This window comes from Vannielia litorea, assembly GCF_018424695.1.
GTDB classification, from domain to species: Bacteria; Pseudomonadota; Alphaproteobacteria; order Rhodobacterales; family Rhodobacteraceae; genus Vannielia; species Vannielia litorea_A.
Genome location: NZ_QTNQ01000020.1, coordinates 1 through 26381, shown reverse-complemented (window position 1 = coordinate 26381; position 26381 = coordinate 1). Strand labels below are relative to the sequence as shown.

Genomic DNA, 26381 nt, shown 5'->3' with positions numbered 1-26381 from the left:
ACGGGCTGCGGAAGAACGAAGAGGTCGAAGACAAACTGGATCATGGGCGCGGCCTCACACGTACCAGGCGACGATGTGCGCCAGTTCGCCGCCGAGATAGATCGGCAGCGCGACCATCGAGGAATAGCCAGCCGCGAGGCCCGGCTTGCCGCTTTCCACCACCGGCAGGCCAGAGCCCAGCACCTTGCCGATGCTGCCCTGCCAGGCCTCCGCGCGGCGCTCGTTGCCCGCGTTCTCCGGATCCCAAAGCGCGCCTTCGCGGGCGCAGATGCCATCCACCAGCGCCGCGCCGCCGTCTTTGCCGACCTTGGCCGCGCGGGCATCCCACAGCTCGAACCGGCGGGCGATGGGGGTGCCGCGCGCGCTGAGCAGCGTGAGCACGAAAGTGTTTTCGCCGGGAACGGGAATGGGCACGCCGAGGCCGGTCGTCAGCCCCGCCTTGCCCGCGCTGTCGGCCCGGATGAAGCGGTAGCCGGAGCCAAGATCGCGCATCAGCATCGGCGTTTCAGAGGCCCAGACCCCGCCGGGAAGCCCCTGCCCCGCCGGGAAATGGGTGTGCTGGGAAACCCATTCAAAGTGCTTCGCGGCGCCATAGTAGCCATCATCCAGCATCAGCAGCCCGTCGGCCTCGCGCCAGATCTCGATGGCGCCGGTGCGGTTTGCGTCGTCTCCGCAGAGCACCACGAGCACCGCCTTCAGCGCCTTGCCCGCAAAAACCGGGATCGCCACCGCCGTGGTCAGCCCGGCCTCTGTGGCGGCCTCGGTGCGCTTGAAATAGCTGCCGTCAAAGCCCTTCAGCACAACCGGGCGCGCCTCGGCCCAGGCCTTGCCCGGCAGGCCCTCGCCCTTGGCGAAACTCTCGCGCCGGGAGGCGGCTTCGAACGCCCCGAGGTCGCCGTAGCTGCCTCCGCCGTGCACCAGCGTCTCGCCCTCTGGCACCCAGATTTCGGCGACCTGGATGAAGGTCTTGGCCGGGGTATCAACTGCGACATCCATGATGCCGTCTCCTTTCAACTGCATGGGCGCGCTCCTGCGTCCGCCCGTGATCCCTGTGACTGCCCTGCGGATAGCCAGCCCGTTCAGGCCGCCTTCTTCGCGCCGGACGCCTCGCTTTTCTGTTCAGTCTTGCCCTTCGCGCCATGCTCATATTCCTCAAGGAAATTAAGAACTTGCTCGCGATAGAGGTAGTAATCCGGATGTTCCAGAAGGGCCTTGCGGCTGCGCGGGCGAGGCAGGTCCACATCAACGATCTTGCCAATAGTCGCCTGCGGCCCGTTGGTCATCATCACCACCCGGTCGGCCAGCAGGATCGCCTCGTCGACGTCATGGGTGACGCAGATCGCGGTGACCTTCGTGCGGTCCCAGACCTCCATCAGCACCTCCTGCAGCTCCCAGCGGGTGAGGCTGTCGAGCATGCCGAAGGGTTCATCGAGCAGGAGAAGTTTGGGAGAGAGAGCGAAGGCGCGGGCGATGCCGACGCGCTGCTTCATGCCGTTGGACATATCTGCCGCGCCACGGTCCATCGCGTCGGCGAGGCCGACACGCTCAAGGTAGTATTCCACCACCTCCTGCCGTTCGGCCTGGGAGGCGTTGGGATAGACCTTGTCGACACCAATGGCGCAGTTTTCCCGCGCGGTGAGCCACGGGAAAAGGTTGGGCGACTGGAACACCACCGCCCGCTCGGGATCGGCGCCCATCACGTGGCGGCCATCGAGCTTGATCGCGCCCTTGCTGATCTCGTTCAGCCCGGCGGCCATGGTGAGCACGGTGGATTTGCCGCAGCCCGAGTGGCCGATGAGCGAGATGAATTCGCCACGGTCCATCTTGAGGTTGAAATCTTCAACAACCGTTAACGGACCCTTCGGCGTGGGATAAACCTTGTGGAGCTGGGAGAAATCGAGGAAGCGCTCATCGATCAGCCCCTCCTGCGCCTTGGCCTGCGCCGCCGGCAACCCGTGGATCGGGGTGACGCTGGGCAGGTTGCGCACGCCCTCGGCCTTGGCCTCGATGCCCACGTCCATCAGGTAGTTCGTGACCTGCGCGCGCAGCTTCTTGAACGTGTCGTCATGGTTCATCTCGCCCCGCTCGCGGGGGCGCGGGATGCTCACCTTGAACTCTTCGCCCAGCGTGCCGTCGGGGTTGAGCGCGATGATACGGTCCGCAAGGATGATCGCCTCGTCCACATCATTGGTGATGAGCACGCAGGTCTGCTTTTCTTCCTGCCAGATCGCCTCGATCTCGTCGGCGAGGTTGGCCCGGGTGAGCGCATCGAGCGCGCTAAGGGGTTCATCCAACAGCAGAACTTCGGGCTTCATCGCCAGCGCCCGCGCCACGTTGACCCGCTGGCGCATGCCCCCCGAAAGCTCCGCCGGGCGGCGCGTGGTGGCGTGCGAAAGGCCCACCATCTGCACGTAATGCGCCACCTTCTCCGCCTTCTCCGCCTTGGAGAGACCGGGGAACACCGTATCCACCGCCAGCCCCACATTGCCCGCCACGGTGAGCCAGGGCATGAGCGAATAGCTCTGGAAGATCACCCCGCGTTCGGGCGAAGGCTCGGTGATCTCCTTGTCCTTGTAGGTGACGCGGCCCTTGGTGGGCGCATCCAGCCCGGCGAGCAGGTTGATGAGGGTCGTTTTGCCCGAACCGGAGAAGCCAAGGAGCACCAGGAATTCGCCTTCCTCCACCTCGAGGTCGATGTTTTGCAGCACCGGGGTTTCATGAATCCCCTCGCCGTAGCTCTTTGAAACGTCTTGCAATTTCAGGATGGCCATGGGGATCACCGGTTGTTGGAGAAGGTGAAGAGGGACTGGAGGGCATACATCACCCGATCCAGCAGGAAGCCGATGATGCCGATGGTGAAGACGGCGACCATGATCTTGGCGAGGCTGCTGGAAGAGCCGTTCTGGAACTCGTCCCAGACGAATTTGCCCAGCCCCGGGTTCTGCGCCAGCATCTCGGCAGCGATCAGCACCATCCAGCCCACCCCCAGCGAAAGCCGCAGACCGGTGAAGATGAGCGGCAGGGCGGAGGGCAGCACCAGCTTGGTGATCTTGGTATAGGTGTTCATTTTCAACACCTTGGAGACATTGACCAAGTCCTTGTCGATGCTGGCGACCCCGAGAGATGTGTTGATCAGCGTCGGCCAGAGCGAGCAGAGGGTGACGGTGATGGCCGAGATCAGGAAGGACTTGGAAAAGAGCCCGTCATTGGTGGCGTAGAGCGCCGAGACGATCATGGTGACGATCGGCAGCCAGGCCAGCGGGGAGACGGGTTTGAAGATTTGGATCAAGGGGTTAAGCGCCGCGTTGGCGGTGCTTGAGAGGCCGGCGGCGATGCCGAGGGGGACGGCGACGACGGTGGCGATCAGGAAGCCGAAGAACACCGTTTTGATCGAGGTCCATATTTGCTGGTAGTAGCTGGGCGAGCCGGTGTAAGCGATTGATTTGACTTGATCTTCCTTACCCTCGGCGATCAGCTTTTCATTGCGCTTGGCCACCATCGTTTCGAATTTCGCCTGTTTGGCCGCCTTGGCCTGCGCATCCTCATGCAGCAGCACCGCCTCATGCCACACCTCCGCCGGGCCGGGCACCGCGCCGAGCGAGGTTTGCACACGGGGCGCAAGCGCGCCCCATGCCGCGAGGAAGATGGCGATGGCGAGCAGGGGCACACCGAGAAGCCGCCAGATTTCAGAGGCTTGCGCCTTCGGGTTGTCGCCGGCGGCGGCCTTCAGCATCGGCGTGATCCAGGCCAGGCCAAGCACGGAGAACCATTTGTCGGCCTTGTTGATCCGGGTGAAGAGGCGGGCGCGGCGGGCCTCCTTGGCGGCGTCGGCGTCCAGCGATTGAGGGTCGATTGCGGTCATTCGAGATCTCTCAGATGTGTGCGTTTTTGCTGAAGCCACGCCGTTGTGGCCGGGTTAACGATGAAAACTTCAGATGCACATTCGATGCACATCCCATGCAGAACCCATGCAGACGAGAATTCAGCCGTCCGACCGGGTTAACGGGCTGCACGCACCCAATCGGGCGGGGACGTGCGGTGTTGCGGGATGGCGGGTGGGGCGATGCGCGGCAGCGCGAGCGTCACCCGCCATCCGGGCCTCAGCCCTGCACCTCGTTGCCGACGATCTTCTGCTCGGCCTTCAGGCCAATCGGCAGGCTGTCGAGGTAGGCGTTGGGGGCTTTGCCGTCGTAGGGGATGCCGTCGATGACGTCGGCGGCGGGGGTCGGCGCCTTGTAGCCGTCGCTGTCCCAGGGGAAGTCGGCCTCGTTCGCCAGCCCTTCATCCACCAGCAGCCGCGCGGCTTCGAGGTAGATGTCGGGGCGGTAGACCGAGGCGGCCGTCTCGGCATACCACTCATCGCTCTTGGCCTCGGGGATCTGCCCCCAGCGGCGCATCTGGGTGAGGTACCACACGGCGTCGGAGTAGAACGGGTAGGTCGCGTTGTAGCGGAAGAACACGTTGAAGTCGGGCACTTCGCGCACGTCGCCCTTTTCGTACTCGAAGGTGCCGGTCATCGAGTTGGCGATCACCTCGGCGTCCGCGCCCACGTATTCGGGCCTGGCGAGCATCTCCACGGCTTCCATCCGGTTGGCGTTGTCGTTCTCATCCAGCCAGATCGCCGCGCGGATCAACGCCTTCACCACGGCCTTGGTGGTGTTGGGGTTCTCCTCCGCGAAGGCGGCGGTGATGCCGAAGACCTTCTCGGGGTTGTTCTTCCACAGTTCGTAGTCGGTGATCACCGGCACGCCGATACCTTTGAACACGGCGGCCTGGTTCCACGGCTCGCCCACGCAGTAGCCATAGATGGTGCCGGCCTCCAGCGTGGCGGGCATCTGCGGCGGGGGCGTCACCGAAAGCAGCACATCGGCCCCGATCTGGCCCGAGATGTTTTCCGGCGAGTAGTAGCCCGGGTGCAGCCCGCCTGCGGCGAGCCAGTAGCGCAGCTCGTAGTTGTGGGTGGAGACCGGGAAGACCATGCCCATGTTGAAGGGCTTGCCCTCGGATTTGTATTTTTCAACCACCGGGGCGAGAGCCTCGGCGCTGATCGGATGCTGCGGGCGACCGTCTTCCATGGTGGGGATGTTCGGCTTCATCTGCTCCCAGATCTCGTTGGACACGGTGATGCCGTTGCCGTTCAGGTCCATCGAGAAGGGGGTGATGATATGGGCCTCGGTGCCGAAGCCGATGGTGGCCGCCAGCGGCTGACCTGCGAGCATGTGGGCGCCGTCAAGCTGGCCGCCGATGACGCCATCCAGCAGCACCTTCCAGTTCGCCTGGGCTTCAAGCGTGACGAAGAGGCCCTCGTCGAGGAAGTAGCCCTGTTCGTAGGCAACGGCGAGCGGCGCCATGTCGGTGAGCTTGATGAAGCCGAATGTCAGCTCGTCCTTTTCCAGCTCCAGGGACTGGGCGAAGGCGGTGCCGGTCAGAAGGGTCGCCGTGGTGGCAACGATTCCGAAGAGGTGTTTCATCTTTAGGGTCGTCCTTTGGATTGAGGGCTGTTCGAAGCCCCGGAAACAACAAAAAAGCCGCTGACCGTCATCGCGCGTTTGAGGCGCAATGGGTCGAGCGGCTGTGCTCGGGTTACCCGCATCTTCGAGGGTGAATTCTTCGGATGAGACGCCCTTGCCTCATCTGCCGCCTAGATGCCCAAGCCTGCGCACAGGGTCAAGATGTTCCTAATTTCCGCGGTGCAGCATGAGCCTTCGCGGCGAAACCCGTTGGTTTCTGCCTATTTTCGCGTCACTCTTCGCCGGAAGGGTCAAAAATGAAGCCATCGAAGAACGAGTCCGCCGGAAGGGTGAGTCGGCCCGAGGGGGAGGCGACGGGGGTGTCTTCGGTGAGCGCGCCCTCGATCCGCTCGGAGGCGCCGGGCATGTCGGCGGTGGTGCGGGCGAGGTGCTGGCGGTAGAGATCTGAGCGGAACACGCGCGCGCCCTCGGCCCGGGCGGCGGGCCTGTCGAGCCCGGTGCGCGCGGCAATCCGGTCGGCGATGAGCGCGCCGGTGGAACGCCAGGGGAAGGTGGCCGCCCCCTCGAAGAACGTGACGTAGCGCGGCACCGTGCGCATCTCGCCCTTCTGGGTCACGATGAGCTTCCCCGAGAGCGCCCGCTCGATCAGCTCGGCGGGTGTGTCGAGGTAGGGCTTGCGGGCGAGGATCTCGGAGGCGGTGGTGAGGTTTTGCCCCTGCCCCAGCCAGCGGTTCGCCCGCCAGATCGCCCGCATCAGCCGCCCCGCCAGCTCCGGCTCGGCCTCGGCCCAGTCGTGGCGCGCGGCCAGCACCTTCTCGGGCGAGAAGCGGCGGATGGCGGTGCCGGGCAGCAGCAGCTCCCCTGCCCCGCTCTCCACCGCCAGCGTGCCCCAGGGCGCGCCGACGCAGAAGGCCTCCACCTCGCCCGCCGCGAGCGCCTGGGCCATCAGCGGGGGCGGAACGGTGTGCACCGAGAGCGCCTGCGGCACGGCGGCGCCCAGCGCGCCGAGCCAGTGATAGAGCAGCTCCGCATGGCCGGAAAACGGGAAGGGCACGCCGATGCGCAGGCCCTCGGGCTTGGCGGCCAGAAGCGCCTGGCCAGCCGCGACCGGATCGGCGAAGTCGAAGGGGTGGCCCGCCTCGCGCATGATGTCGGCCAGCGCGGTGGAGACGCCGATGGCATTGCCGTTGACCGAGAGCACCTGGAGCACGTCGAGCCGGGCACCGCCGCCGCCCAGCCCCAGCGCCATGGCCACCGGCACCGGGGCGAGCATGTGGGCGGCCTCGACCTGCCCCAGCGAAACCATGTCGCGCAGCGTGGCCCAGGAGGCGGCGGGCCGCAGCTCCAGCGCCAGCCCTTCCTCCTCGGCAAAGCCAATCTCGCGGGCAATCACCAGCGGCGCGGCATCGACCAGCGGGATGAACCCCGCGACAAGCGGCGCGCTCATGAGAGCAGCCCCGCCGCCGTCACCAGGCTTTGCGCCACATCGGCCAGCTTCACGCCCTGGTCCATCGCCGTCTTGCGCAGCAGGGCATAGGCGGCGTCTTCATCCAGCCCCTTGGCCTTCATCAGCAGTCCCTTGGCGCGGTCGATGATCTTGCGCTCCTCCAGCGCCTGCCGGGTGGCCGCCAGTTCGGCGCGCATCTGGCTGAACATGTGGAAGCGGGCAATGGCAGCATCCATGATCGGCTTGATCCGGTCGCGGCGCAGCCCGTCGACCACATAGGCCGACACCCCCGCCTCGATCGCCGCGCGGGTCAGCCCGCCCTCGTCCCGATCCACGAAAAGCGCCACCGGCCTGTCCATCGGGCCGGAGGCCAGCGTGAGCTCTTCGAGCATGTCGCGCGAGGGCGAGGTGACATCGACGAGCACGACATCGGGGTTCAATTCGGAAATGCGGCGGGAGAGGCCGGTGACCTCGGAGATCACGGTGACATCGAAGTCACCCGCATCGCGCAGGCTGTCGACGATGAGAAGGGCACGTTCGCGGTCGGCTTCGACCACGATGATGGAGAGCTTGTCCGACATCTATAGGCAATCCGGTTTGGCCGCCCATGCCTATGCTGCAGCGCAGCGGCCAGCAAGCGGTGGCGAGGCCTGATGTGTGCCTCAAGTCCCCGCGCTTCGGCCCTGCGCAATCCTCGGGCGCGCTGCCTGATATTTGTGCGCCCGCAGAAACGGAGCGCATCCTGCTGCATTTTCTTGCTGCAAATACTCAATCCCGCAGGGGCCGCCCGCGTGCGGCCCGATCCTCTAGCGGATCGCACCCAGCGAGCTGTCCAGCAGGTGTTGGGTGTAGGGGTGGTTGGCCTGGAGCCTGCGCATTTCGGCCACGCCCAGCTCTTCCACGATCTCGCCCTGCTGCATCACCGCGATCTGCTCGCACATGTGGCCCACAACGCCCAGGTCGTGGCTGACCATCAGGTAGGTCAGCCCCATCTCGCTGCGCAGGTCGCTGAGCAGGTTGAGGATTTCGGCCTGCACGCTCACGTCCAGCGCCGAGGTCGGCTCGTCCAGCAGCAGGATGCGCGGCTCGGGCGCGAGGGCGCGGGCGATGGCGACGCGCTGGCGCTGGCCGCCCGAAAGCTGGTGCGGGTAGCGAAAGCGGAAACCGCCGCCGAGACCGACCGAGTCGAGCAGGCGGGCGATGCGGGCGTCGATATCGGAGAAGCCGTGGAGTTGCAGGGTCTCGCCCAGCACCCGGTCAACCGTGTGGCGCGGGTGGAGCGAGGCGTAGGGGTCTTGGAAGACCATCTGCACGGTCTTGTAGAAGGCCTTGGAGCGCCCGCGTTGCTTCAGGGTTTCGCCCCCCACGGCAATGGTGCCATCCCAGCTTTCGACCAGCCCGGCGATGGCGCGCAGCACGGTGGATTTGCCCGAGCCGCTTTCGCCCACGAGACCATAGCTCTGGCCTGCGTCGACCGTGAGATTCACCCCTTTCACCGCCATGTTGCGCGCCGCGCCGACGCCGAACCACACATGAAGGTCGTGGATGTCGATAGCGCCTGTCCGGTCTGCGTTCATCTCGTTTGCCATCACCTTGCACTCACCGAAGGTGTCTCCCGCCAGGCCGGGTCACGCTCCAGCACCTCCAGACGCTCGCGGGGATGTTCGAGGTCGGGCACGGCATTGAGCAGGCCGCGGGTGTAGGGGTGCTGCGCCTCGTGCAACTTGCCCGCCTCGCAGACCTCCACGATCCGCCCGGCATACATCACCGCCACCCGGTCGCAGAAATTGGCCACGAGGTTGAGATCGTGGCTGATGAAGATCAGCCCCATGCCCCGGTCTTTCACCAGCTTGTCCATGATCTCCAGCACCTGAAGCTGCACCGAGACATCCAGCGCCGAGGTGGGCTCGTCGGCGATGAGGATCTCTGGATCGGGGATCAGCATCATCGCGATCATGATCCGCTGGCCCATGCCGCCGGAGACCTCGTGGGGATAGAGCTTCAGCACCCGCTCTGGCTCGCGGATCGCCACCGCGTCGAGCATTTCCAGCGCGCGGGTGCGGGCCTCGCGCTTGCTCACCTTCTCATGGGTGGTCAGGGCCTCGACCATCTGCTGCTCCACGGTCATCACCGGGTTCAGCGAAAACTTCGGGTCCTGCATGATCATCGCGGCGTGGCGGCCCCGGATGGCGCGCATGTCCTTCTCGGTCGCGGTGAGCAGGTCGGTCCCGCCCATCACCATCCGGTCGGCCTCCACGAAGCCGGGCTTGCGGATGAGCTTGAGCACCGCGCGCCCGGTCATCGACTTGCCCGAGCCGCTTTCGCCCACGATGCCGAGCCGCTCGCGCCCGAGGGAAAAGGAGATGCCGCGCACCGCATCGAAGATGCCGTTGCGGGTGGGGAACTTCACCCAGAGGTTTTCGACGTCGAGCAGGGTGTCAGACATAACAGATGCCTCCTGCCCGGCGGCACGCCGGGCAGCGCCCGCACCGCCCCCCCACGGGGCGGGCGCTTTTGGCGAGGAAGGTGCCATGCGCAGGCGTCGGGGACTTTGGGGCCGTTGGTCTGCCATTCGGGCCGCCCCGTGCGGTGCGGGCGCTGCCCTCATCTCTGTGCGTCACGACTTGCTCTCCTTCGGATCCAGCACATCGCGCAGCCCGTCGCCCAGCAGGTTGAAGGCGAGGCTGATGGCGAAGATCGCCAGCCCAGGGATGGTCGCCACCCACCAGTGATCGAGAATGTACTTGCGCCCCTCCGACACCATCGCCCCCCATTCCGGCGAGGGCGGCTGCGCGCCGAGGCCGAGGAAGCCGAGGCCGGCGGCGGTGAGGATGATTCCGGCCATGTCGAGCGTGACGCGGATGACCAGCGACGAGATGCAGAGCGGCCAGACGTGGCGGGTGATGATCCGCACCGGCCCCGCCCCTTGCAGGCGGATCGCGTGGATGTAGTCGGAGTTGCGGATCGTCAGCGTTTCGGCCCGGGCGATCCGCGCATAGGGCGGCCAGGCGGTGAGCGAGATGGCGAGCACCGCGTTCTCGATGCCTGCGCCCAGCGCCGCCACGAAGGCCAGCGCGAGGATCAGCCGGGGGAAGGCGAGGAAAATGTCGGTGAAGCGCATCAGCACCACGTCCACCCAGCCGCCCGCGTAGCCCGCGATGGTGCCGATGATGAGGCCCAGCAGCGGGGCCACCAGCGCCACCAGCGCCACGATATAAAGCGAGATGCGCGCGCCGTAGAGCAGGCGGGAATAGATATCACGGCCCAGGCTGTCGGTGCCGAAGATGTAGCCTTCGCTGCCCGGCGGCAGCAGGCGCGCGCCGAGGTCTTGCACGAAGGGGTCCTGGCTGGCGAGCAGCGGCGCGAAGAGGGCACAGAGGATCAGAAAGAGCAGAACCAGCAGGCCGAACATGGCCAGCGTGTTGCCGCGCAGGGCGAGCCAGCCAGCATACCACGCCGCCGCCCGCGCCTGCCCGCGCGAGGCGGGGGCATCGGTCAGAAGCCATTCGCGCCAGCCGGGCTTGGGCTGGGGGTTCGGAAGTTCGGTCATGCGCCCTCCCGGCTGCGAAGAGGGGTCGCGCCGTGAGGCAAGACCCCGATGAGCTGCGCCGCCCTCATTTCGCCCTCGGGTCGAAGACGCGGTAGAGCAGATCGGAGAAGATGTTGAGCGCCACGAAGATGGTGCCGATCACCACCGTGCCGCCGAGCACCGAGTTCATGTCATTGGCCAGCAGCGAGGTGGTGATGTAGCTGCCGAGCCCCGGCCAGGCGAAGATGATCTCGGTCAGCACCGAGCCCTCCAGCAGGTTGGCATAGGCCAGCGCGATCACGGTGATGAGCTGGATGCGGATGTTGCGGAAGGCATGGCGCCAGATCACCTTGCGCTCACTGAGGCCCTTCACCCGCGCGGTCGTCACATACTCCGAGTTGAGCTGTTCCAGCATGAAGCTGCGGGTCATCCGGCTGATGTAGGCCAGCGAATAATACCCCAGCAGCGAGGCGGGCAGGATGATGTGGCCGAAGGCATTCTTGAACACCGTCCAGTCCCCCGCGATGGCGCTGTCCACCAGCAACAGCCCTGTCCGCTCGGGCACGAGGCCCTGGTAGAACACCCCGAGGCGCCCCGGGCCTTCGACCCAGTCCAATATGCCGTAGAAGATCAGCAGGCCCACGAGGCCGAGCCAGAAGATCGGCATGGAGTAGCCGATGAGGCCCACGAAACGGGCCAGCTGGTCGATCCACGAGCCCCGGTAGACGGCGGCCATCACGCCCAGCGGCACGCCCAGCACGATGCCGATCACCGTGCCCAGCGTCGCCAGTTCCAGCGTGGCGGGGAAGACGCGGGCGATGTCGGTTGTCACCTCCTGACCGGTGCGGATGGATTTGCCGAAATCGCCCGAGAGCACATCGCGGACGTAGATGAGGAACTGCTCCAGCAGGCTCTTGTCGAGGCCCAACTCCTTGAAGGCCGCATCGTATTGCGCCTGTGTCGCCCGCTCGCCGATGACGGCCAGAACCGGGTCGATCGGCATGACGCGACCGATCATGAAGGTCACGAAGAGGAGGCCCAACAAGGTGACCGCCACCGTCAGCAGGGTGGCGACCAGCTTCTTGAGCCAAGGGGGGACGGCCAGGCCCTGCTGGCCGTCCCGGGTTTGTGAAATCTCTGACACTTACAGGGGCACTTACTTGGTGATGACCCAGTAGGAGACAGCGGTGGTTGCCCCACCGGCGACGAAGTTTTCGACGCTTGCACCCATGCCGTTCTGCTCGATCTGCTGGAACATCACGCCGAAGGGCGAAACCTGCTGGTGCTCCTTCTGGATCTCCAAATACATCTCGCGCCGGGCGTCGGTGTCGTTCTCCTGAACCGCGGCGAGGGTGGCGTCGCTCATCGGGCCCGCGTCCCAGGCATTCCGCCAGGCCAGCAGGCCGGTGGCCCCTGCCTCGTCGGAGTTGTCGGGGTTGTAGGCGAAGGTGCCCGCGTTGGTGTTGGGGTCGGGATAATCCGGGCCCCATGCGCCGAGGTAGATATCGTGCTCGCGCGCGCGGTAGCGATCCAGCGTCTGGGCGCCGGTGCCGACGACAAGCTCGATGTCGCAACCAAGCTGGCCCCATGTGTTCTGGAGCGACTGGGCGATGTCGAGCCGCTCCTGCGCCTCCCGCACCGAAATCTTGATCGGTCCGCAATCGGGGTGGCCCGACTCAGCCAGCGCGGCCTTGGCGGCGTCCATGTCGTAGGAGAAGGGCTTGTCTTCCAGCGCGCCGAGGAAGGTCAGCGGCAGGAAGGCCTGATGCACGGTATACTGGCCTTTGAGGAAGCTGTTCGCCATGCCCTCGTAGTCGGTCGCCAGCTTGAGCGCCTCGAGCACCTTCGGGTCCGAGAGCATCTCGTTCTTCTGGTTGGCCGAGAAATACATCAGCCGTCCGCGCAGTTCGTCGACGATCTTCACGCCCTCGACACCCTCAAGCCCGGCTACGTCTTCGGGCGAGAGGTTGCGGGCCACGTCGATGTCGCCGCGCTCAAGCTGAAGGCGCTGGGTGGCGCTTTCCTGGATGTGCTGCACGATCACCCGTTCCATCGCGGGCTTTTCACCGGCGAAGTTGGGGTTGAGGTCCATCAGGACGCTTTCGTTCGGCTTCCACTCCATCACCTTGTAGGGGCCGGAGCCGGCGGTGTTGGTGCGCAGCCACTCGTTGCCCATGTCGCCGTCAACCTCGTTGGCCATGGCGGTTTCCATGTCGACGATGCCGCCGATGGTGGCAGTCAGGCAGTTGAGCACGAAGGAAACGGCGTATTCCTTGTCGAGCTTGATCGTCACCGTGTTGCCGTCGGCGGTGATCATCTCGTCCACGTTGTCGGGGGTGAAGCCGAACTGGGTGAGGATGAAGGAGGGCGTCTTGTCGAGCTTCACGGCACGGGTCAGCGAGAAGACCACGTCTTCGGCGCGCACCGGATTGCCGGAGGAGAAGGTGTTGCCCTCGGCGATGGTGAAGGTGATCGACTTTCCGTCCTCGGCCACTTCCCAGCTCTCGGCGATGTCGGGCTGGTAGCCTGCGTCGAGGTCCATCGGGTCGAAGTTGACAAGCTTCTGGTAGACGTTGCGCGACACGTCGGCGCCGGCGAACTCGAAGCTCTCTGCCGGGTCGAAGGTCTTGATGTCGTCGATCCGGTTGGCGATCACCAGCATGTTGGGCGGCGTCTCGGCCATCACCGGGGCGGCCACCCCGCCCATCAGCGCGGCCACGATGGCTGTTGTTCGCAGCAAGTTGCGATGTTTCATGGTTTGGAACTCCCTGTTGTTGATGCGGTCATTTGCCTGCCGCCTCATTATGGATGGCGCTACTTTCCCCACGTGGCGCGCAACACGCGCAACCAGTTACCGTGGGCCAACTTGTTCATCAGTGCATCGTCCACCCCGTGTTTGCGCAATGCGGCCCTGAGATTGACCAGCCCTGCACAATCCTTGATCTCTTCGGGAACGAGCGCGCCGTCGAAATCGGAGCCGAAGCCCACGCCGTCCTCGCCGAGAAATTTTATCAGATGGTCAAGGTGACGCATCATGAGGTCAAGCGAAAACTCCGCCAGCATCTTTCCGTCGGGCCGCAGGAAGGCTGAGGCGTAGTTGATGCCGACCATGCCGCCGCTCTCGGCGATCTGCTCAAGCTGGCGCTCGGTGAGGTTGCGCGAGTGCGGCGTGACGGCATGAGCGTTGGAGTGGGTGGCCACCAGCGGCGCATCTGACAGCGCGGCGATGTCATCCACCCCTTGCTCGTTCAAGTGGCTCAGATCGAGCATGATCTTCAGCCGGTTGCACTCGGCGACAAGGCGCTTTCCCGCCTCGGTCAGCCCGCCACCGATGTCACCGGTGGAGGGGTAGCGAAACGGCACGCCCTCGCCGAAGACCGTGGGCCGCGACCACACGGGGCCGAGCGAGCGCAGGCCCATGGCATGCAGCTCTTCCAGCTCGACGCAGCTTTCGCTCACGGCCTCGGCGCCCTCGATATGGGCAACGGCGGCCATGGTGTCGCCCTTCAGGGCCTCTTCGATCTCGCCCGCGGTGCGGCAAAGCGTGATCGCCCCGGCCTGCTCCAGCCCGGTGAGCGCCTCGAAGCCGCGCATCACGAAATCCCACGCCTCGGGCTGGGGGATCGGGTCTGGCAGGGGCAGATCGTAGGGCGGATGCTCCATCACCTCGTAGCGCACCGCCTTGTCGGCGGGGCTGGGCACGAAGATGGCAAAGAAGCCGCCGCCGAAGCCGCCCGCCCTTGCGCGGGGCAGGTCGATATGGCCGTCGGGCAGGCCCTGGGCCACGTCCTCGGGCGTGATCTGGCCGCGCAGGATTCGCAGCAGCGTGTCGTTATGTCCGTCGAAGATGCGGGGGCCGGGCCAGCTTGTCATGGGATATCACCTGGTTTTCGGGAAAGCCTGACACCGTCAAGCATCGGGCGCAAGGGGGCAGTCATGACAGGGTAAGTCACTTGCGGCACCTGGCCCTTGCCGCGTAGGCTCAAGCCATTGATTTAAGGCACACTCATGTTTCGATTGTCCGATGCACAGCTTTCCGGCCTGTCTGCCGCCTCCTACGAGAGGTTCGTTCAGAAGAGCCTGCCCTTTCTGCGGCAGACCTTTTCCGATACGGCGGGACGGGAGAGCGAGGATGCGCTGCGCGGCTACATCGACCGGATCAGCCAGTTCGCGGTGCGCCACCGGGTATTTGCCGAGATCAACGTGCAGAAGCTGATGGTGCTGCACCGGCGCACCGGCTTTGCCATCCCCCTGCCCCGCTGGCAGGCGCACCTGTTGCGCCGCGCCGGGTTTTCCGAGGACGAACGCGTGATGCGCCTGACGCGCGCGGTGCTGACGGGCGAGGTGCCGGAGCTTGTGACGCTGCGCGATGACCTGCCGGCCCGGAGGGCCGCGCGATGACCGACACGATGAGCGAGGACTTCTTCGAAGGCATCGACTACACCGGCGGCAGCTCCAGCATCAGCCCGCCGGACGAGGATTACAGCACCGACGACCCGAACGCGGGCGAGGTGAGCGCGCTGCCGGTGCAGGAGTGCGCCTTGCCGCTGGAGCCCCAGCCCAGGCCGATCACCCTGCGGGCGGGGCTCTACTTCGATGGTACGGGCAACAACAGGTATAACGTCACCGAGGGCAAGGAGGCGCGCAAGCGCGGCGAGGACACCAGCGACTGGAGCGACAGCTACCAGTCGGACTTGTCGAACGTGGCGCTGCTGCACAACCTTTACCTGCCCTATGAGGGCGTGGACGACGACATTCCGATTTACATCGAGGGGATCGGCACGCGCACGGGCGGCGCGGATGATCCGATCTCTTCGGCGGGGGGCGGCAGCGGCTGGCACCCGAGGTTCGGCTACACCCTGCCCGGCGTCCGCGCGAAGGTGCAGTGGGGCTACACCGAGTTGGTGAACCAGGCACGGGCCAGGTACAAATCGAGCGGCGCGAGCGAGATCAGCCGATTGCAGATTGACGCCTTCGGCTTCAGCCGGGGCGCGGCCGCCGCGCGCAACTTCATCTGGGAGGCGCGGGAGGGCAAGGCGCCGCTGGAGGCGCGGCTGGGCGATATCACCGGGTCTTTCAAGATCGAGTTCATGGGGCTGTTCGACACCGTGGCGGCGCTCGGCACGCTCAACCAGGATAACGACTGGCAGCAGCTTGGCCTCGGATCGACGCGCCACGCCACCTATTGCGTGCATCTCGCCGCAGCGGAGGAATATCGCTACGGCTTTGCCCTGAATCCGATCGACAAGGGCCAGACCACCGGCTTCGAGGCATTTCTGCCGGGGGCGCATTCGGACGTCGGCGGCGGCTACAACGAGGTGGCGGAGGAAAAGAGCATCGCGTTTTCCACCCGCAACTGGCTGTTCAACGGGGCGGCGGCCCGGGTCGAAGACAGGAACTGGCTCATCGAGAGCGGCTGGTACAAGCCCGGCCAGATCGTGCTGCACGGCGGCGGCGTGGTGACAAAGGTGCACCGCAAGCGCGTTTATGGCTACTACGGGCGGCTGCCGATGCAGCTGATGGCGACCTTCGCGCAGGAGCACGGGGTGGTTTACGACACCTCGAAACTGAGCCAGCGCCGCTACCGCATCCACCCGGATCTCACATGGCTCTACGGCATCCTGATGGATCATTGCCGGGCCACCGAGGGCGGCGGGGCCTCGACGCCCGACCAGTGGATCGAGTGGGACGACTATCGCGCGGGCTGGCTGCGCAACACCTATCTGCACATGTCGGCCAACTACGATATGGAGTTCGTGATGCGGCCCTACTGGGTGACAGAAGGGGCGCGGCTGGCCAAGCGCTGGCGCCGCTACATCGGCGCGAACGGCCCGATGGACGGCCCGGAGCCCGCGCAGATCGACTGGAGCGAAGAGCAGTGCCTGCCCGAGGATGACGCGGGAGAGGGCGCATGAGCCGCCATGCATGGCTGCCGACGGAATGCGCGCCACGCGATTATCCCGCCGAGCTGACCTATTTCGGCGTGTTCCCCGAGGGCGAGGCGCGCGGGCTGGCGCTGCCGCTGCGGCGGACGGTGGCCAATGGCTGGGGGGCGGTGGGATCGACCCTGCTGACCGGCGATCCGGACAAGCCCCTGCCGGAGCGGGTTGAGCTGTCGTGGCTGTCGCTGGCGGAGGGGGTGCATTACGGCGGCAGCTTCAGCCTGCCGCGCTCGCGGTTGGCGCGGCTCTTCGCGCAGGGCATCGACGACCCGGTGGAGGGCCGGCGCGGGGCGTGGACAAAGCTTGCGGTCGGCATGGCACCGGGCGGCGATGTTGTTGTCTGGCTCACCGACGGCGCCTTCACCCGGTCGGTCATGGGGTTTCAGGCCGCGCCGGAGCCGCTGGACTGGGCGCAGGAAGAGCCGGGGGTGGATCTGGCCGGATATTGCCGCGATGGCTGGGCACGGGCGCTGCCCGAGGCGCGCCGCGCGGCGGTGATGGGGGCCAAGGTGCCGCTGGGCCAGTGGGGCCGCTGGCGGCGGCGGTTTGGCTGGACGCCGTCCGTGTTCTGCCCCGGCACGCATCGTCACCTCTGGATCGACAGCCTGAACGGCGAGCGCGAGATTTACGCCGCGCCGGATTGGGAAGATCCGTGGCCCGACCGCGCAGCCCCACTGGCTCTCCGGGCGTCGTGGGAAACAGCGGGTGGAGAGGTGCGGATTGCCCATGTCACTTTCGACCCGCAGGAGAGCTTCGAAGCGTTTTCGCGCTTCGCCGAGGCCCGCCCCGCCGATCTGGGGCGGATCGCGCTGGAGGTGGAGATTTCGGACAGGTTCCACGATGCGGCGGTCACGCTGCGCGACAGTCAGATCGCGCTGCCGCTGGAGAACTGCAAGGTGGAGGTGTTTCGGCAATGAGCCAGCCTGCTGCAAGGATCATGGATTTTCACACCTGCCCGCTGGTGCTGCCGCCCGGGCCCTTCCTGCCGCCGGTGGCCCATGTCGGCGGGCCGGTGGTGAGCGGGCAGCCCAATGTTCTGGTGGCGATGTCGCCCGCCGCGCGGGTGACCGACATGTGCACCTGCGCGGGCGTGCCCGACCTCGTGCTGAGCGGGGCGTTCAACGTGCACATCGGCAACATGCCCGCCGCCCGGATGGGCGACAGCACGCTGCACGGCGGGGTCATCACTACCGGCGCGATGAACGTGCTGATCGGCACCAGCGGCGCAGCGGGCGGCGGCATGGGCGGGCTGGCCGCCTTCGGGCAGTGGGTGATGAACCAGGTGGGCCAGTGGTTCCATACAGGCAGCCTCGAGAGCGGCGAGAGCGGGATGGTCTGCATGGTGCCCGAGGGCGTATCTGATGCCGCCTCGATGTCGGAGGTGGCGGCGCAGGCCGAGCGGCTGCGCGAGGCCGCCGAAAGCGGCGTGCCCTTCGTCGAGGCCTGCTGCGAGGCGGGCCGGACGCAGGACCGGCAGCGCGAGGAGGCCGAGAAGGAGCGCCAGCAGGACGAGGGCGACCACATGAGCGCCTATGGCGCGGAGGCCCCCGGCGGCGGGGCGGAGGGCTGAGGTCATGGCGCGCTATGCCCTCGTGGACGCCGCCCGCGCGCCGCAGATCTGGCCGCTGGTGCAGACCGAGCCCGAGGCGCGCTCGCTCTTCGGCGGCCGGATCGACCCGGCGCTGGCCGCCGCCGCGCCCTGGATCGTGCCGATCCGGCCCGGCACCCCCTTCAAGCAGGCCTTCCAGTCGGTCGGTTGGGGAGACTTCTGGGGCATCGCCTGCTACTCCCCGGCTCCGATGCGCGAGGTGCGCCACAGCCTGCGCAAATGCCAGCAGGTGGTGCTGCCCACCGGCAAGGCGGTGCTGTTTCGCTACTATGACCCACGTGTGTTTGTGCCGATGATGCGGGCGGCGGCGGATGAGGACATTGGCCCGTGGTTTGCCCGGATCACCGACTTCTGGGCGCCCGATCCCGACACCGGCGCGACGATCCGCTTTCTGCGCGACGGCAAGGGGCGGCTGCGCCATCAGGCGGTGACCCCGGAGCGGCAGGCCGCACTCGCGGCGCGGGCGATGGGCTCGGCGCCGGGGTAGGCCCTTCACGGCAGCTCTTCGGGGCGCTTCGGCCCCTCATCGCAGCTGCGAGGAGGACCCCAAGGGCCGAAGAGCAGCCCCCCAACCGGCCCTCTACTCCGGATACATGCCGGGCACCTGCTGGTCGAAGTCGATGCAGGCGCCGGTCATGACGCCCGCGTTCTCGCTGAGGAGATAGCTGGCAAGGGGCGCGACATGGGCGGGTTTGACCAGCTGGCCGAAGGGCATTTTCGCCTCGGCCTTCTCCAGCCAGTCATCGCCGCCGTCGTGATACTTGCGCTGGATCTCGTCTTCGCCCGGCGTGTCCATCCAGCCGATGTTCAGGCCGTTCACCCGGATGCGGTGGTGGCGCAGGGTGCTGGCGGCATTCTTGGTGACATTGACCATGAGCGCCTTGGAGGCGGCATAGGGCGACAGGAACGATTGCCCGCCGTGGACGACGATGGAGAGAATGTTGAGGATCGCCGCCGGGTGGCCCGCCTCGATGGCGAGCTGCGCCATGCGCTGGAGGGCGAAATAGGGCGAGCGGGCGTTGGCCGTCATCAGCCTGTCCCAAAGCTCGGGGGTGGTGTCGAGCACGGTGCCCCGGTCGGTCAGGGCCGCCGAGTTCACCAGCGCATCCAGCCGTCCCATGTGGGCGGCGGCCTTTTCGACCAGCTCCACGGTTGCGGCGGTGTCGAGCAGGTCGACGGGCATGAAGGTTGCGCCGATCGCCTCGGCCACCGCCTCGCCGCGCGGCACGTTGCGCGACGCGATGACGAGGTTGGTGCAGCCCTCGGCCACAAGGCGCTCGGCGATGGCGCGCCCCAGCCCCTGGGTGCCGCCGATAATGAGGGCGTGGGTGTTGGCATGTGTCTGTGTCATGGGGCCTCCGCTGGTTTGGCGCGACCTTAGGGGCCACGGCGCGGGAGGGCCAGAGCGCTGGAGGCGGGGCGGCTTTTCGGCTTTTTGAATAGCCTGACCGCGATTTGTATTGGATGCTTGCAGCAGGTTTCTGCCTAGCTTGCGCCATCCGGCGCCCGCAGGGCGGTTCCGGCTGAACACGTATGACGGGAGGGTCATCATGATCAAACACATCGGCCTCGCGGCCGCACTCATCGGTGCATCCGCCTTCGCGGCATCCGCGCAGGAGCGGGTTTCCATCGGCACCGGCGGCACCGGCGGCGTGTTTTACGCCGTGGGCGCAGGCATGGCAGACCTGCTGACGCGCAAGCTCGACGGGGTGAGCGCCAATGCCGAGGTGACGGGTGCCTCGATCGAGAACATCCGCCGGGTTTCGGCCGGCGAGATGACCATCGGCTTCTCCTCTGCCTCCACGCTATACGAGGCCAAGAGCGGCAGCGGCGCCTTTGACGGCGACGCCCAGAACGTGGCGGCCATCGCCTATCTCTACCCTGCCTTGCTTCAGATCGCCGCCACCGAGGCGAGCGGAGCCGCCGGGGTGAAAGACCTGGCCGACCTGAAAATCTCCATCGGCCCCCCGGGCTCCAACTCTTCGGTCTTTTCCGAGCGGCTGCTGACCTCGCAGGGGGCCTTCAACGTCGGCAACGTCAGCTTTCTGAGCTATGGCGAGGCCACCGGGGCGATCAAGAACGGGCAGCTTGAGGGCTCGATGATCCTTGCGGGCACCCCGGCCTCGGCCTTCATCGAGCTCTTCACCACAGAAGACGTGAAGCTGGTGCCCGTGGTGGCCGATGACGTGATCGGGCTGATTGAAGAGTTCCCGTTTTACGAGGTCGTCGAAATCCCCGGCGGCACCTATGAGGGCGAATCCGAGGCCGTTGTGGCCGTCGGCGACCCGGCAATCCTCTTTGCCGCCGCCGATGCCGACCCGGCGCTGATCGAAAGCATCACCGCCACGCTCTTTGACAACCTCGAAGAGCTGGGTGCGGTGCATCCGGCGGCGAAGAAGATCAGCATGGAGCGGGCCACCGCCACGCCGATTGATCTGCACCCCGGCGCGCAGACCTATTTCGACGGGCAATAAGCCTCTCTGGCGGGGCTGACGCGGCCCCGCCCCATCCGCCTGCGCGCCCTTCGCGCCAAGCGGCAGGATACCCACAATGACTCCACTCACCGATATTCTCCCCGGCAGCGCCCTGCCCCGCTGGGAACGCCTCGCAGCAACCGCCGCGCTGGCCGCGCTATCCATCGCCGTCACCGCGCTTTGCATCTGGTCGGCCTGGTATGGCTCGATCACCGCGCTGGTGCTGCGCTCCACCTTCTTTTCGCTGATGGTCGCCGCCGGGCTCGTCGTGGTCGCCACCGAGCGGCCCGGATGGTTGCGGCCCGGCCTCTACGCACTCGCCGCCGGGGTGCTCATCCCCGGCCCCTATCTCTGGATCAATTACCTCGCCATCGTTCGCTCGGGCGGCATCGCCAGCCAGCTCGACATGGCGCTTTTCACCATTTGCACCGCAGCCGTGCTGGTGCTCGCGCGCTACCTGATCGGCTGGGTCATGGTCGGCCTTGGCGTGCTGGCGCTGGCCTATGCGTTTTTCGGCGACATGATCCCAGGCACCTACGGCCACGCGGGCTATTCTCTCTCGCGCGTCACCTCCAACCTCTTCCTGCGCACCGAGGGGCTGTTCGGCCTGCCGATGGGGGTGGCGGTGCAATATATCCTGCTGTTCTCCCTGCTCGGCACGTTGCTGCTGAAGACCGGGCTGGGGCAGGTCTTCGTCGACCTGGCCCATGCCGCGACGGGGCGGGTGCAGGGCGGGCCGGCGCTCACCGCCGTTGTCTCCTCCACCATGTTCTCTTCGATCAACGGCTCGGCGGTGGCGGGCGTTGTCACCACCGGCACCTTCACCATTCCGCTGATGAAACGCACGGGATACCGGCCCAAGGTGGCGGGGGCGATCGAGGCGGCGGCCTCTTCTGCCGGGCAGATCATGCCCCCCGTCATGGGCGCGGCGGCCTTCCTGATGGCCGAGGTCACCCAGACGCCCTATGCCGTGATCGCCGCCGCCGCACTGATCCCGGCGCTGCTCTACGTCTTCGCCCTGCTGGTGGGCGTGCGGGAGGAGGCGGGCAAGTTCGACCTGGGCCGCGCCGACCCTGCCGAGATCCCGGCGCTGCGCGAGGTGCTGCTGAAGCGCGGCCACCTGCTCATTCCTCTCGTGGGCCTCATCGTTTTCCTCGCCGTTGGCTACACCCCCTCTGCCGCCGCCGTGCTCTGCATCTTAACCACGCTCGTTGTCTCGCTCTTCGGCAAGGCCACCCGGATCGGGCCGGTGGGCCTCGTCGCGGTGATGATGGAAACGGTGAAGAACGTGCTGCCGATCGTCGCCGCCGTTGCCATCGCTGGAATGCTCATTGGCGTGCTCACCCTCACCGGCATGGCGCTGAAACTCTCCTCGCTGATCCTCACCGCCGGGGCAGGCTCGCTGTTTCTGACGCTGGTGCTGACCATGGTTGCCAGCTTCGTGCTGGGGCTCGGCATGCCGACCTCGGCGGCCTACCTGCTGCTCGCCATCCTGATCGCCCCCGCGCTGGAGCAATTCGGCCTGCCGGTGATCGCGGCGCATATGTTCATCTTCTACTACGGGCTGCTCTCGGCCATCACCCCGCCGGTGGCGCTGGCGGCCTATGCGGGGGCCTCGATTGCCGGGGCGGAGCCGAACGAGACGGCGATAGAAAGCATCCGGCTGGGCTTTGTGAAGGTCGTCGCACCCTTCCTCTTCGTCTATGCGCCGGAGCTGCTGCTGATCGGGACGCCGGTGAACATCGCTCTGGCCACGGTGGCGGCCTTCGCGGGCACCTTCGCGGCGGGCACGGCGCTGACAGGCTGGATGATAAGGCCGCTGACGGCAGGCACCCGCGCGGGCTTCGTGGCCGTCGCCGCGCTTCAGACTGTGGCGCTGGTGATGCCTGTGGGCGGGGCGGTGAGCCTTGGGGCGGAGGCGACCGGGCTGGCGCTGCTGGGCGCGCTCGTCATTGTGCTGCGGCGGGCACCTGCGGCAGCGCGTCCGGGGTGAGCCCTTCGAGGCTGGGCAGGGTCAGCGCCGCGCCTTCAAAGCGCTCCCGCGCGGTGTAGAGCGAAGGCGTGACCACGCAGGCCAGACTCGCCGCAAGGGCGGAGGCGAGGCCGTTGCGGCTGTCTTCGAAAGCGAGACAGGCGGAGGCGGGCAGGCCGAGCCGCTCCAGCGCCAGCAGAAACACATCGGGCGCAGGCTTCTTGGCCGCCACCTCATCCCCCGCCGCGATCACCTCGAAGACCTCCCCCGCCGGGCGGCCCCAGCAGGCGGCGCAGAGCGCATCGACGTTGGGGCGGTTGGTGGTGGTGGCGACGGCGAGGCGCAGGCCGCTGGCGCGGGCTGTTTCGATGAGGTCGGCCACGCCGGGGCGCAGCGCGAGGCCGCCAGCGGCGAGGATCTCGCCGTAGCGGGCCGTCTTGCGTTTGTGCAGCGCGGCGATCTCGGCGTCAGTCGGGCCTGAAGCACCGATCTCCTCACGGTGCCGCGCCATGCGCTCCTTGCCGCCGGTGGTGCGCAGCAGGCGGGTGTAATCCGCGCGGCTCCAGTGCCAGCCAAGGCCCGCCTCCGCAAAGGTGTCGTTGAAGGCCTCGCGATGCGCCTCTTCGGTTTCGGCCAGCGTGCCGTCCACGTCGAAGATGAGCGCGGCGAGGCTCATGCGGCCCGCGCGACCAGCCGCCGGACCAGCGCGCCAAGATCGGCGAAGTCGGAGAAGGCGGCGGTGTGGGGCAGCGCCTCAACCTCCGTCTTCCGGTAGCCCTCGGTGAAGAGCAGGAAGGGCACGCAGGCGCGGCGAGCGGTTTCTGCATCCACCTCGCTGTCGCCCACGTAAATCTCGGGGCCGTCGCCCAGCGCCGCAAAGGCGGCCTCCAGCGGGGCCGGGTCGGGCTTGTGGGTGGGCAGGCTGTCACCGCCGAGGATCACCCCGAAGAAGCGGGTGAGATCGAGGTGGTTCAGCACCGCCTTGCAGGGCACGAGCGGCTTGTTGGTGCAGATCCCAAGGCTGTGCCCCTCCGCCGCAAGCGCCTCCAGCGCCGCGACCACGCCGGGATAAATCTCGGTGCGGGTGACGAGGGTTTCGTAAAGGGCGACAAAGGCGGCAAGCAGGCGGGCGTGCTCGCTGTCAGGAATGCCCCGCGCGGCGCGCATCTTTTCGATGAAAACCGAGGCCCCCTGCCCGATGAAGCTCCGGGTATCTGCCAGCGTGATCGGCTCCGCCCCCTCGGCCTCCAGCAGTTGGTTGGCCCCGGCGTGGATGTCGGGCGCGCTGTCGATCAGCGTGCCGTCGAGGTCGAAGACGATGCGGGCCATGATTACTCGAACTCCATTTCGGTAAAGACCTGGCCCGCGTTCCTGGTGGCCAGCTCGTCGAAGGTGTCCAGGTAGCGATAGGGCTCCTGGTCGACGTAATAGGCGTCGGCCAGGGTACCGCCCGCCTCCAGATGCGCGCCGACCACGCCGCGCAGGTATTTCAGGTAGCCGATGGTATCCTTCTCGACCTGCGCCATGTTGGTGGGGTTGCCATGGCCGGGGATCACGTAGGTCGCGCCAAGGGGGGCGAAGACGGTTTCCCAGGTTTCGATCCAGCAGCTTGTGCAGGTGTCGGTGAAGATCGGCGTCATCCGGTTGTTGAAGGCGATGTCGCCCGCGATCATCATGCCAAGCTCGGGCAGCCAGACCTGCGTGTCGCCCGCGCCATGGGCGGGGCCCGCGTGCATGACAACGATGTGCATATCGCCCATGTCGATCTCGTGGCGGTCTTCGAAGGTTTGCGTTGGCTCCACCAGCACGGTGCCCTCGGCATTTTCGCGGGCATAGCCCCGCATCCCCTCAAGGATCTGCGGGCCACGGTCGAGGAACTCTTCGATGGCGTCCACATGGGCGAGGATATCCACCCCCTGTTCGGCCCAGTAGCTGTTGCCCAGCATGGCGTGGCCCTGCCCGTTCTCGTTGATCACCAGCTTCACCGGCTGGTCGGTGACGGTCTTGATCTCTTCGTGCAGGGCTTCTGCCAGCTTGGCGTTGGCCCCGCCGTTAACAACGATCACCCCGTCGCCGGTGACGAGGAAGCTGAGGTTGTTGTTATGGCCCGCGTTCTCATAGGTGGGCGGTGCTGTGGCCCCGATGGCCGACCAGACGCCGGGGATCACCTCGTAAGGTTTGTCGTAGAGCACCGACTGCGGATACTTATCGGCGATGTCCTCGGAGGCCAGCGCCGGGGTGGCGGCGAGGGCGAGGAGGGCGGCAAGGCGGCTCATGCGCGCTGCGCCGCCTCGGCAGCCTCGCGGATGGCGCGGATGTTGGCGCCGTAAACCTCGGGCGCATCGACCGAGCCGCCCTTGAACACCGCCGAGCCGGCCACGAAGCAATCGGCCCCGGCCTCCACCAGCGGGCCGACGGTGGTGGGATCAACCCCGCCATCGACCTGGATATGCACCTCGCGGTCGCCGATCATCTCGCGCACCGCGCGCACCTTGGCCACGCTGGAGGGGATGAACTTTTGCCCGCCAAAGCCGGGGTTCACGCTCATCACCAGCACCATGTCGACGAGGTCGAGCAGCTCGGAGATGACGGAGGCGGGGGTGCCGGGGTTGAGGCTGATGCCGCATTTCACGCCCTGCGCCTTGATCGCCTGAAGCGTGCGGTGCGGGTGCGGCCCGGCCTCCCAATGGGCCACGATCATATCGGCCCCGGCCTCGGCATAGGCCTCGATGTAGGGATCGACCGGCGCGATCATCAGGTGGACATCCATGAAGGTTTTCACATGCGGGCGAAAGGCCTTCACCGCCGGCGGGCCGAAGGTGAGGTTGGGCACGAAATGGCCGTCCATCACATCGACATGGACCCAATCGGCCCCCTGCCCCTCGATGGCGCGGATCTCGGCCCCGAAGTTGGCGAAATCGGCGGAAAGGATCGATGGGGCGATCTTGATGGAACGGTCAAAGCTCATTCGGCGGCCTCCTTGAGCGGGCGGTCATGGTCGAGCCCGCCCCTGAAGACGCGGCTCGCGCGGATGTCAGCCTCGGTTATGGTCGAGAGCGCCTCGGCGTCAAGCGGACCCTTTGCCTCGGAGAAGAGCCGGTTGGCCTGCCGTAGTCGCGCGCGATCCAGCGCGTTGCGGATCGAGCGGGCATTGGCGAAGTGCGATTGGCCCCGGCGAGCGGTGATATACTCCGCCATCGCCGCCTCGGCCTTGGAATCGAAGCTGTAATTCTGCTCGCCCAGCATGATCTGCGAAATCTCCAGAAGCTCGCCATCGGTGTAATCGGGAAACTCGATGTGATGGGCGATGCGGGAACGAAAGCCGGGGTTGCTCTCGAAGAAGCGGTCCATCCGGTCGGCGTAACCTGCGAGGATCACCACCAGATCGTCGCGGTTGTTTTCCATCACCTGAAGCAGGATTTCGATCGCCTCCTGCCCGTAGTCGCGCTCGTTTTCCGGGCGGTAGAGGTAATAGGCCTCGTCGATGAAGAGCACGCCGCCCATGGCCTTCTTCAGCACCTCTTTCGTCTTGGGCGCGGTGTGGCCGATGTATTGGCCCACGAGGTCATCGCGAGTGACGGTGACGAGGTGGCCCTTGCGCACGTAGCCGAGACGGTGGAGCAGATCGGCCATCTTGAGCGCGACGGTGGTTTTGCCGGTGCCGGGGTTGCCGGTGAAGCTCATGTGCAGCGTGGGGGTGTCGGTGGCCAACCCCATCTGGCGGCGGGCCTGATCGACCAGCAGCAGGGCGGCGGTTTCCTTGATCCGCTGCTTCACCGGGGCGAGGCCGATCATGGTTTCATCCAGCTCGCGCAGCACCTCCCGCACGCCGCTCTCTTCGAAGGCGGCGGCAAGGTCGACGGTTTGCGGGGGCTCTGGCGTTTCTGGCTTTTCACTCATGGGGTCACTCCGGGCTGGGGGGCCCGGGCCGGGGGAG

Annotated in this window: 25 protein-coding genes; 7 read left to right on the top strand and 18 right to left on the bottom strand. The window is 66.6% G+C overall.

Annotation, left to right across the window (positions count from 1 at the left end):
* Positions 1-54: 54 nt before the first annotated feature.
* The 12 genes from DYI42_RS09310 to DYI42_RS09255 all read right to left on the bottom strand — a co-directional run bounded on the left by DYI42_RS09310 (position 55) and on the right by DYI42_RS09255 (position 14320).
* Complete coding sequence (locus DYI42_RS09310; protein WP_244867760.1) at positions 55-1020, bottom strand: GAF domain-containing protein; 966 nt, start codon at positions 1018-1020, stop codon at positions 55-57.
* Positions 1021-1079: 59 nt separating this feature from the next.
* The gene (locus tag DYI42_RS09305; RefSeq protein WP_213545659.1) at positions 1080-2771 is read right to left on the bottom strand and encodes an ABC transporter ATP-binding protein; all 1692 of its coding nucleotides are present in this window, start codon (positions 2769-2771) and stop codon (positions 1080-1082) included.
* Positions 2772-2776: 5 nt separating this feature from the next.
* Positions 2777-3862: an ABC transporter permease gene (locus DYI42_RS09300; protein WP_213545658.1), complete on the bottom strand. Its 1086-nt coding sequence runs from the start codon at positions 3860-3862 to the stop codon at positions 2777-2779.
* A 238-nt stretch (positions 3863-4100) separates the two neighbouring features.
* Positions 4101-5471: a CmpA/NrtA family ABC transporter substrate-binding protein gene (locus DYI42_RS09295; protein ID WP_213545657.1), complete on the bottom strand. Its 1371-nt coding sequence runs from the start codon at positions 5469-5471 to the stop codon at positions 4101-4103.
* A gap of 271 nt (positions 5472-5742) precedes the next feature.
* Positions 5743-6918: an ABC transporter substrate-binding protein gene (locus DYI42_RS09290; RefSeq protein WP_213545656.1), complete on the bottom strand. Its 1176-nt coding sequence runs from the start codon at positions 6916-6918 to the stop codon at positions 5743-5745.
* Positions 6915-7499 (bottom strand): ANTAR domain-containing response regulator, encoded by a 585-nt coding sequence (locus DYI42_RS09285; RefSeq protein WP_213545655.1) that lies wholly within the window; start codon positions 7497-7499, stop codon positions 6915-6917. Before DYI42_RS09285 ends, DYI42_RS09290 begins: the two co-directional genes overlap by 4 nt.
* A 225-nt stretch (positions 7500-7724) precedes the next feature.
* Complete coding sequence (locus tag DYI42_RS09280) at positions 7725-8507, bottom strand: ABC transporter ATP-binding protein (RefSeq protein WP_244867758.1); 783 nt, start codon at positions 8505-8507, stop codon at positions 7725-7727.
* Positions 8507-9364, bottom strand: a complete 858-nt coding sequence (locus tag DYI42_RS09275; RefSeq protein ID WP_213545654.1) for an ABC transporter ATP-binding protein — start codon at positions 9362-9364, stop codon at positions 8507-8509. Before DYI42_RS09275 ends, DYI42_RS09280 begins: the two co-directional genes overlap by 1 nt.
* 171 nt (positions 9365-9535) lie before the next feature.
* On the bottom strand, positions 9536-10468 hold the full coding sequence (locus DYI42_RS09270; RefSeq protein WP_213545653.1) for an ABC transporter permease: 933 nt from the start codon (positions 10466-10468) through the stop codon (positions 9536-9538).
* Positions 10469-10532: 64 nt separating this feature from the next.
* Entirely contained in the window at positions 10533-11591 is a 1059-nt protein-coding gene (locus DYI42_RS09265) for an ABC transporter permease (RefSeq protein WP_213545652.1), read from the bottom strand.
* Between the two features lie 12 nt (positions 11592-11603).
* Positions 11604-13202 (bottom strand): ABC transporter substrate-binding protein, encoded by a 1599-nt coding sequence (locus DYI42_RS09260; protein WP_213545651.1) that lies wholly within the window; start codon positions 13200-13202, stop codon positions 11604-11606.
* 59 nt (positions 13203-13261) lie between these two features.
* Positions 13262-14320: a dipeptidase gene (locus DYI42_RS09255; RefSeq protein WP_213545650.1), complete on the bottom strand. Its 1059-nt coding sequence runs from the start codon at positions 14318-14320 to the stop codon at positions 13262-13264.
* A 135-nt stretch (positions 14321-14455) separates the two neighbouring features.
* Between DYI42_RS09255 and DYI42_RS09250 the strand changes: the two genes are divergently transcribed.
* The 5 genes from DYI42_RS09250 to DYI42_RS09230 are packed head-to-tail and all read left to right on the top strand — an operon-like array spanning position 14456 to position 18485.
* Positions 14456-14848: a hypothetical protein gene (locus DYI42_RS09250; protein WP_213545649.1), complete on the top strand. Its 393-nt coding sequence runs from the start codon at positions 14456-14458 to the stop codon at positions 14846-14848.
* Positions 14845-16362 (top strand): T6SS phospholipase effector Tle1-like catalytic domain-containing protein, encoded by a 1518-nt coding sequence (locus tag DYI42_RS09245; protein WP_213545648.1) that lies wholly within the window; start codon positions 14845-14847, stop codon positions 16360-16362. Before DYI42_RS09250 ends, DYI42_RS09245 begins: the two co-directional genes overlap by 4 nt.
* Positions 16359-17306 (top strand): DUF2931 family protein, encoded by a 948-nt coding sequence (locus tag DYI42_RS09240; RefSeq protein ID WP_213545647.1) that lies wholly within the window; start codon positions 16359-16361, stop codon positions 17304-17306. The genes DYI42_RS09245 and DYI42_RS09240 overlap by 4 nt, the downstream gene beginning before the upstream one ends.
* Positions 17303-17959 carry a PAAR domain-containing protein gene (locus DYI42_RS09235; RefSeq protein WP_213545646.1) on the top strand — a complete coding sequence of 219 codons (657 nt, stop codon included), beginning with the start codon at positions 17303-17305 and terminating at the stop codon, positions 17957-17959. Before DYI42_RS09240 ends, DYI42_RS09235 begins: the two co-directional genes overlap by 4 nt.
* 4 nt (positions 17960-17963) lie before the next feature.
* Complete coding sequence (locus DYI42_RS09230; protein WP_213545645.1) at positions 17964-18485, top strand: DUF4123 domain-containing protein; 522 nt, start codon at positions 17964-17966, stop codon at positions 18483-18485.
* A 93-nt stretch (positions 18486-18578) separates the two neighbouring features.
* On the opposite strand, the gene DYI42_RS09225 is transcribed toward DYI42_RS09230, so the two are convergent.
* Positions 18579-19349, bottom strand: a complete 771-nt coding sequence (locus DYI42_RS09225) for an SDR family oxidoreductase (RefSeq protein ID WP_213545644.1) — start codon at positions 19347-19349, stop codon at positions 18579-18581.
* A gap of 199 nt (positions 19350-19548) precedes the next feature.
* Between DYI42_RS09225 and DYI42_RS09220 the strand changes: the two genes are divergently transcribed.
* Together DYI42_RS09220 and DYI42_RS09215 are read left to right on the top strand one after the other, a co-directional pair.
* Positions 19549-20472, top strand: coding sequence for a TAXI family TRAP transporter solute-binding subunit (locus tag DYI42_RS09220; RefSeq protein ID WP_213545643.1), 924 nt, complete (start codon positions 19549-19551; stop codon positions 20470-20472).
* Between the two features lie 76 nt (positions 20473-20548).
* Complete coding sequence (locus DYI42_RS09215; RefSeq protein ID WP_213545642.1) at positions 20549-22465, top strand: TRAP transporter permease; 1917 nt, start codon at positions 20549-20551, stop codon at positions 22463-22465.
* Here DYI42_RS09215 and DYI42_RS09210 read toward each other — a convergent pair.
* The 5 genes from DYI42_RS09210 to cbbX are packed head-to-tail and all read right to left on the bottom strand — an operon-like array spanning position 22422 to position 26344.
* Positions 22422-23120: an HAD family hydrolase gene (locus tag DYI42_RS09210; protein WP_213545641.1), complete on the bottom strand. Its 699-nt coding sequence runs from the start codon at positions 23118-23120 to the stop codon at positions 22422-22424. The genes DYI42_RS09215 and DYI42_RS09210 overlap by 44 nt on opposite strands.
* Positions 23117-23773 (bottom strand): phosphoglycolate phosphatase, encoded by a 657-nt coding sequence (gph, locus tag DYI42_RS09205; protein WP_213545640.1) that lies wholly within the window; start codon positions 23771-23773, stop codon positions 23117-23119. Before gph ends, DYI42_RS09210 begins: the two co-directional genes overlap by 4 nt.
* Before the next feature lie 2 nt (positions 23774-23775).
* Complete coding sequence (locus DYI42_RS09200) at positions 23776-24720, bottom strand: MBL fold metallo-hydrolase (protein ID WP_213545639.1); 945 nt, start codon at positions 24718-24720, stop codon at positions 23776-23778.
* Positions 24717-25412 (bottom strand): ribulose-phosphate 3-epimerase, encoded by a 696-nt coding sequence (gene rpe / locus DYI42_RS09195; protein ID WP_213545638.1) that lies wholly within the window; start codon positions 25410-25412, stop codon positions 24717-24719. The genes DYI42_RS09200 and rpe overlap by 4 nt, the downstream gene beginning before the upstream one ends.
* Positions 25409-26344 carry a CbbX protein gene (cbbX, locus tag DYI42_RS09190; RefSeq protein ID WP_213545637.1) on the bottom strand — a complete coding sequence of 312 codons (936 nt, stop codon included), beginning with the start codon at positions 26342-26344 and terminating at the stop codon, positions 25409-25411. The genes rpe and cbbX overlap by 4 nt, the downstream gene beginning before the upstream one ends.
* Positions 26345-26381: the final 37 nt, after the last annotated feature.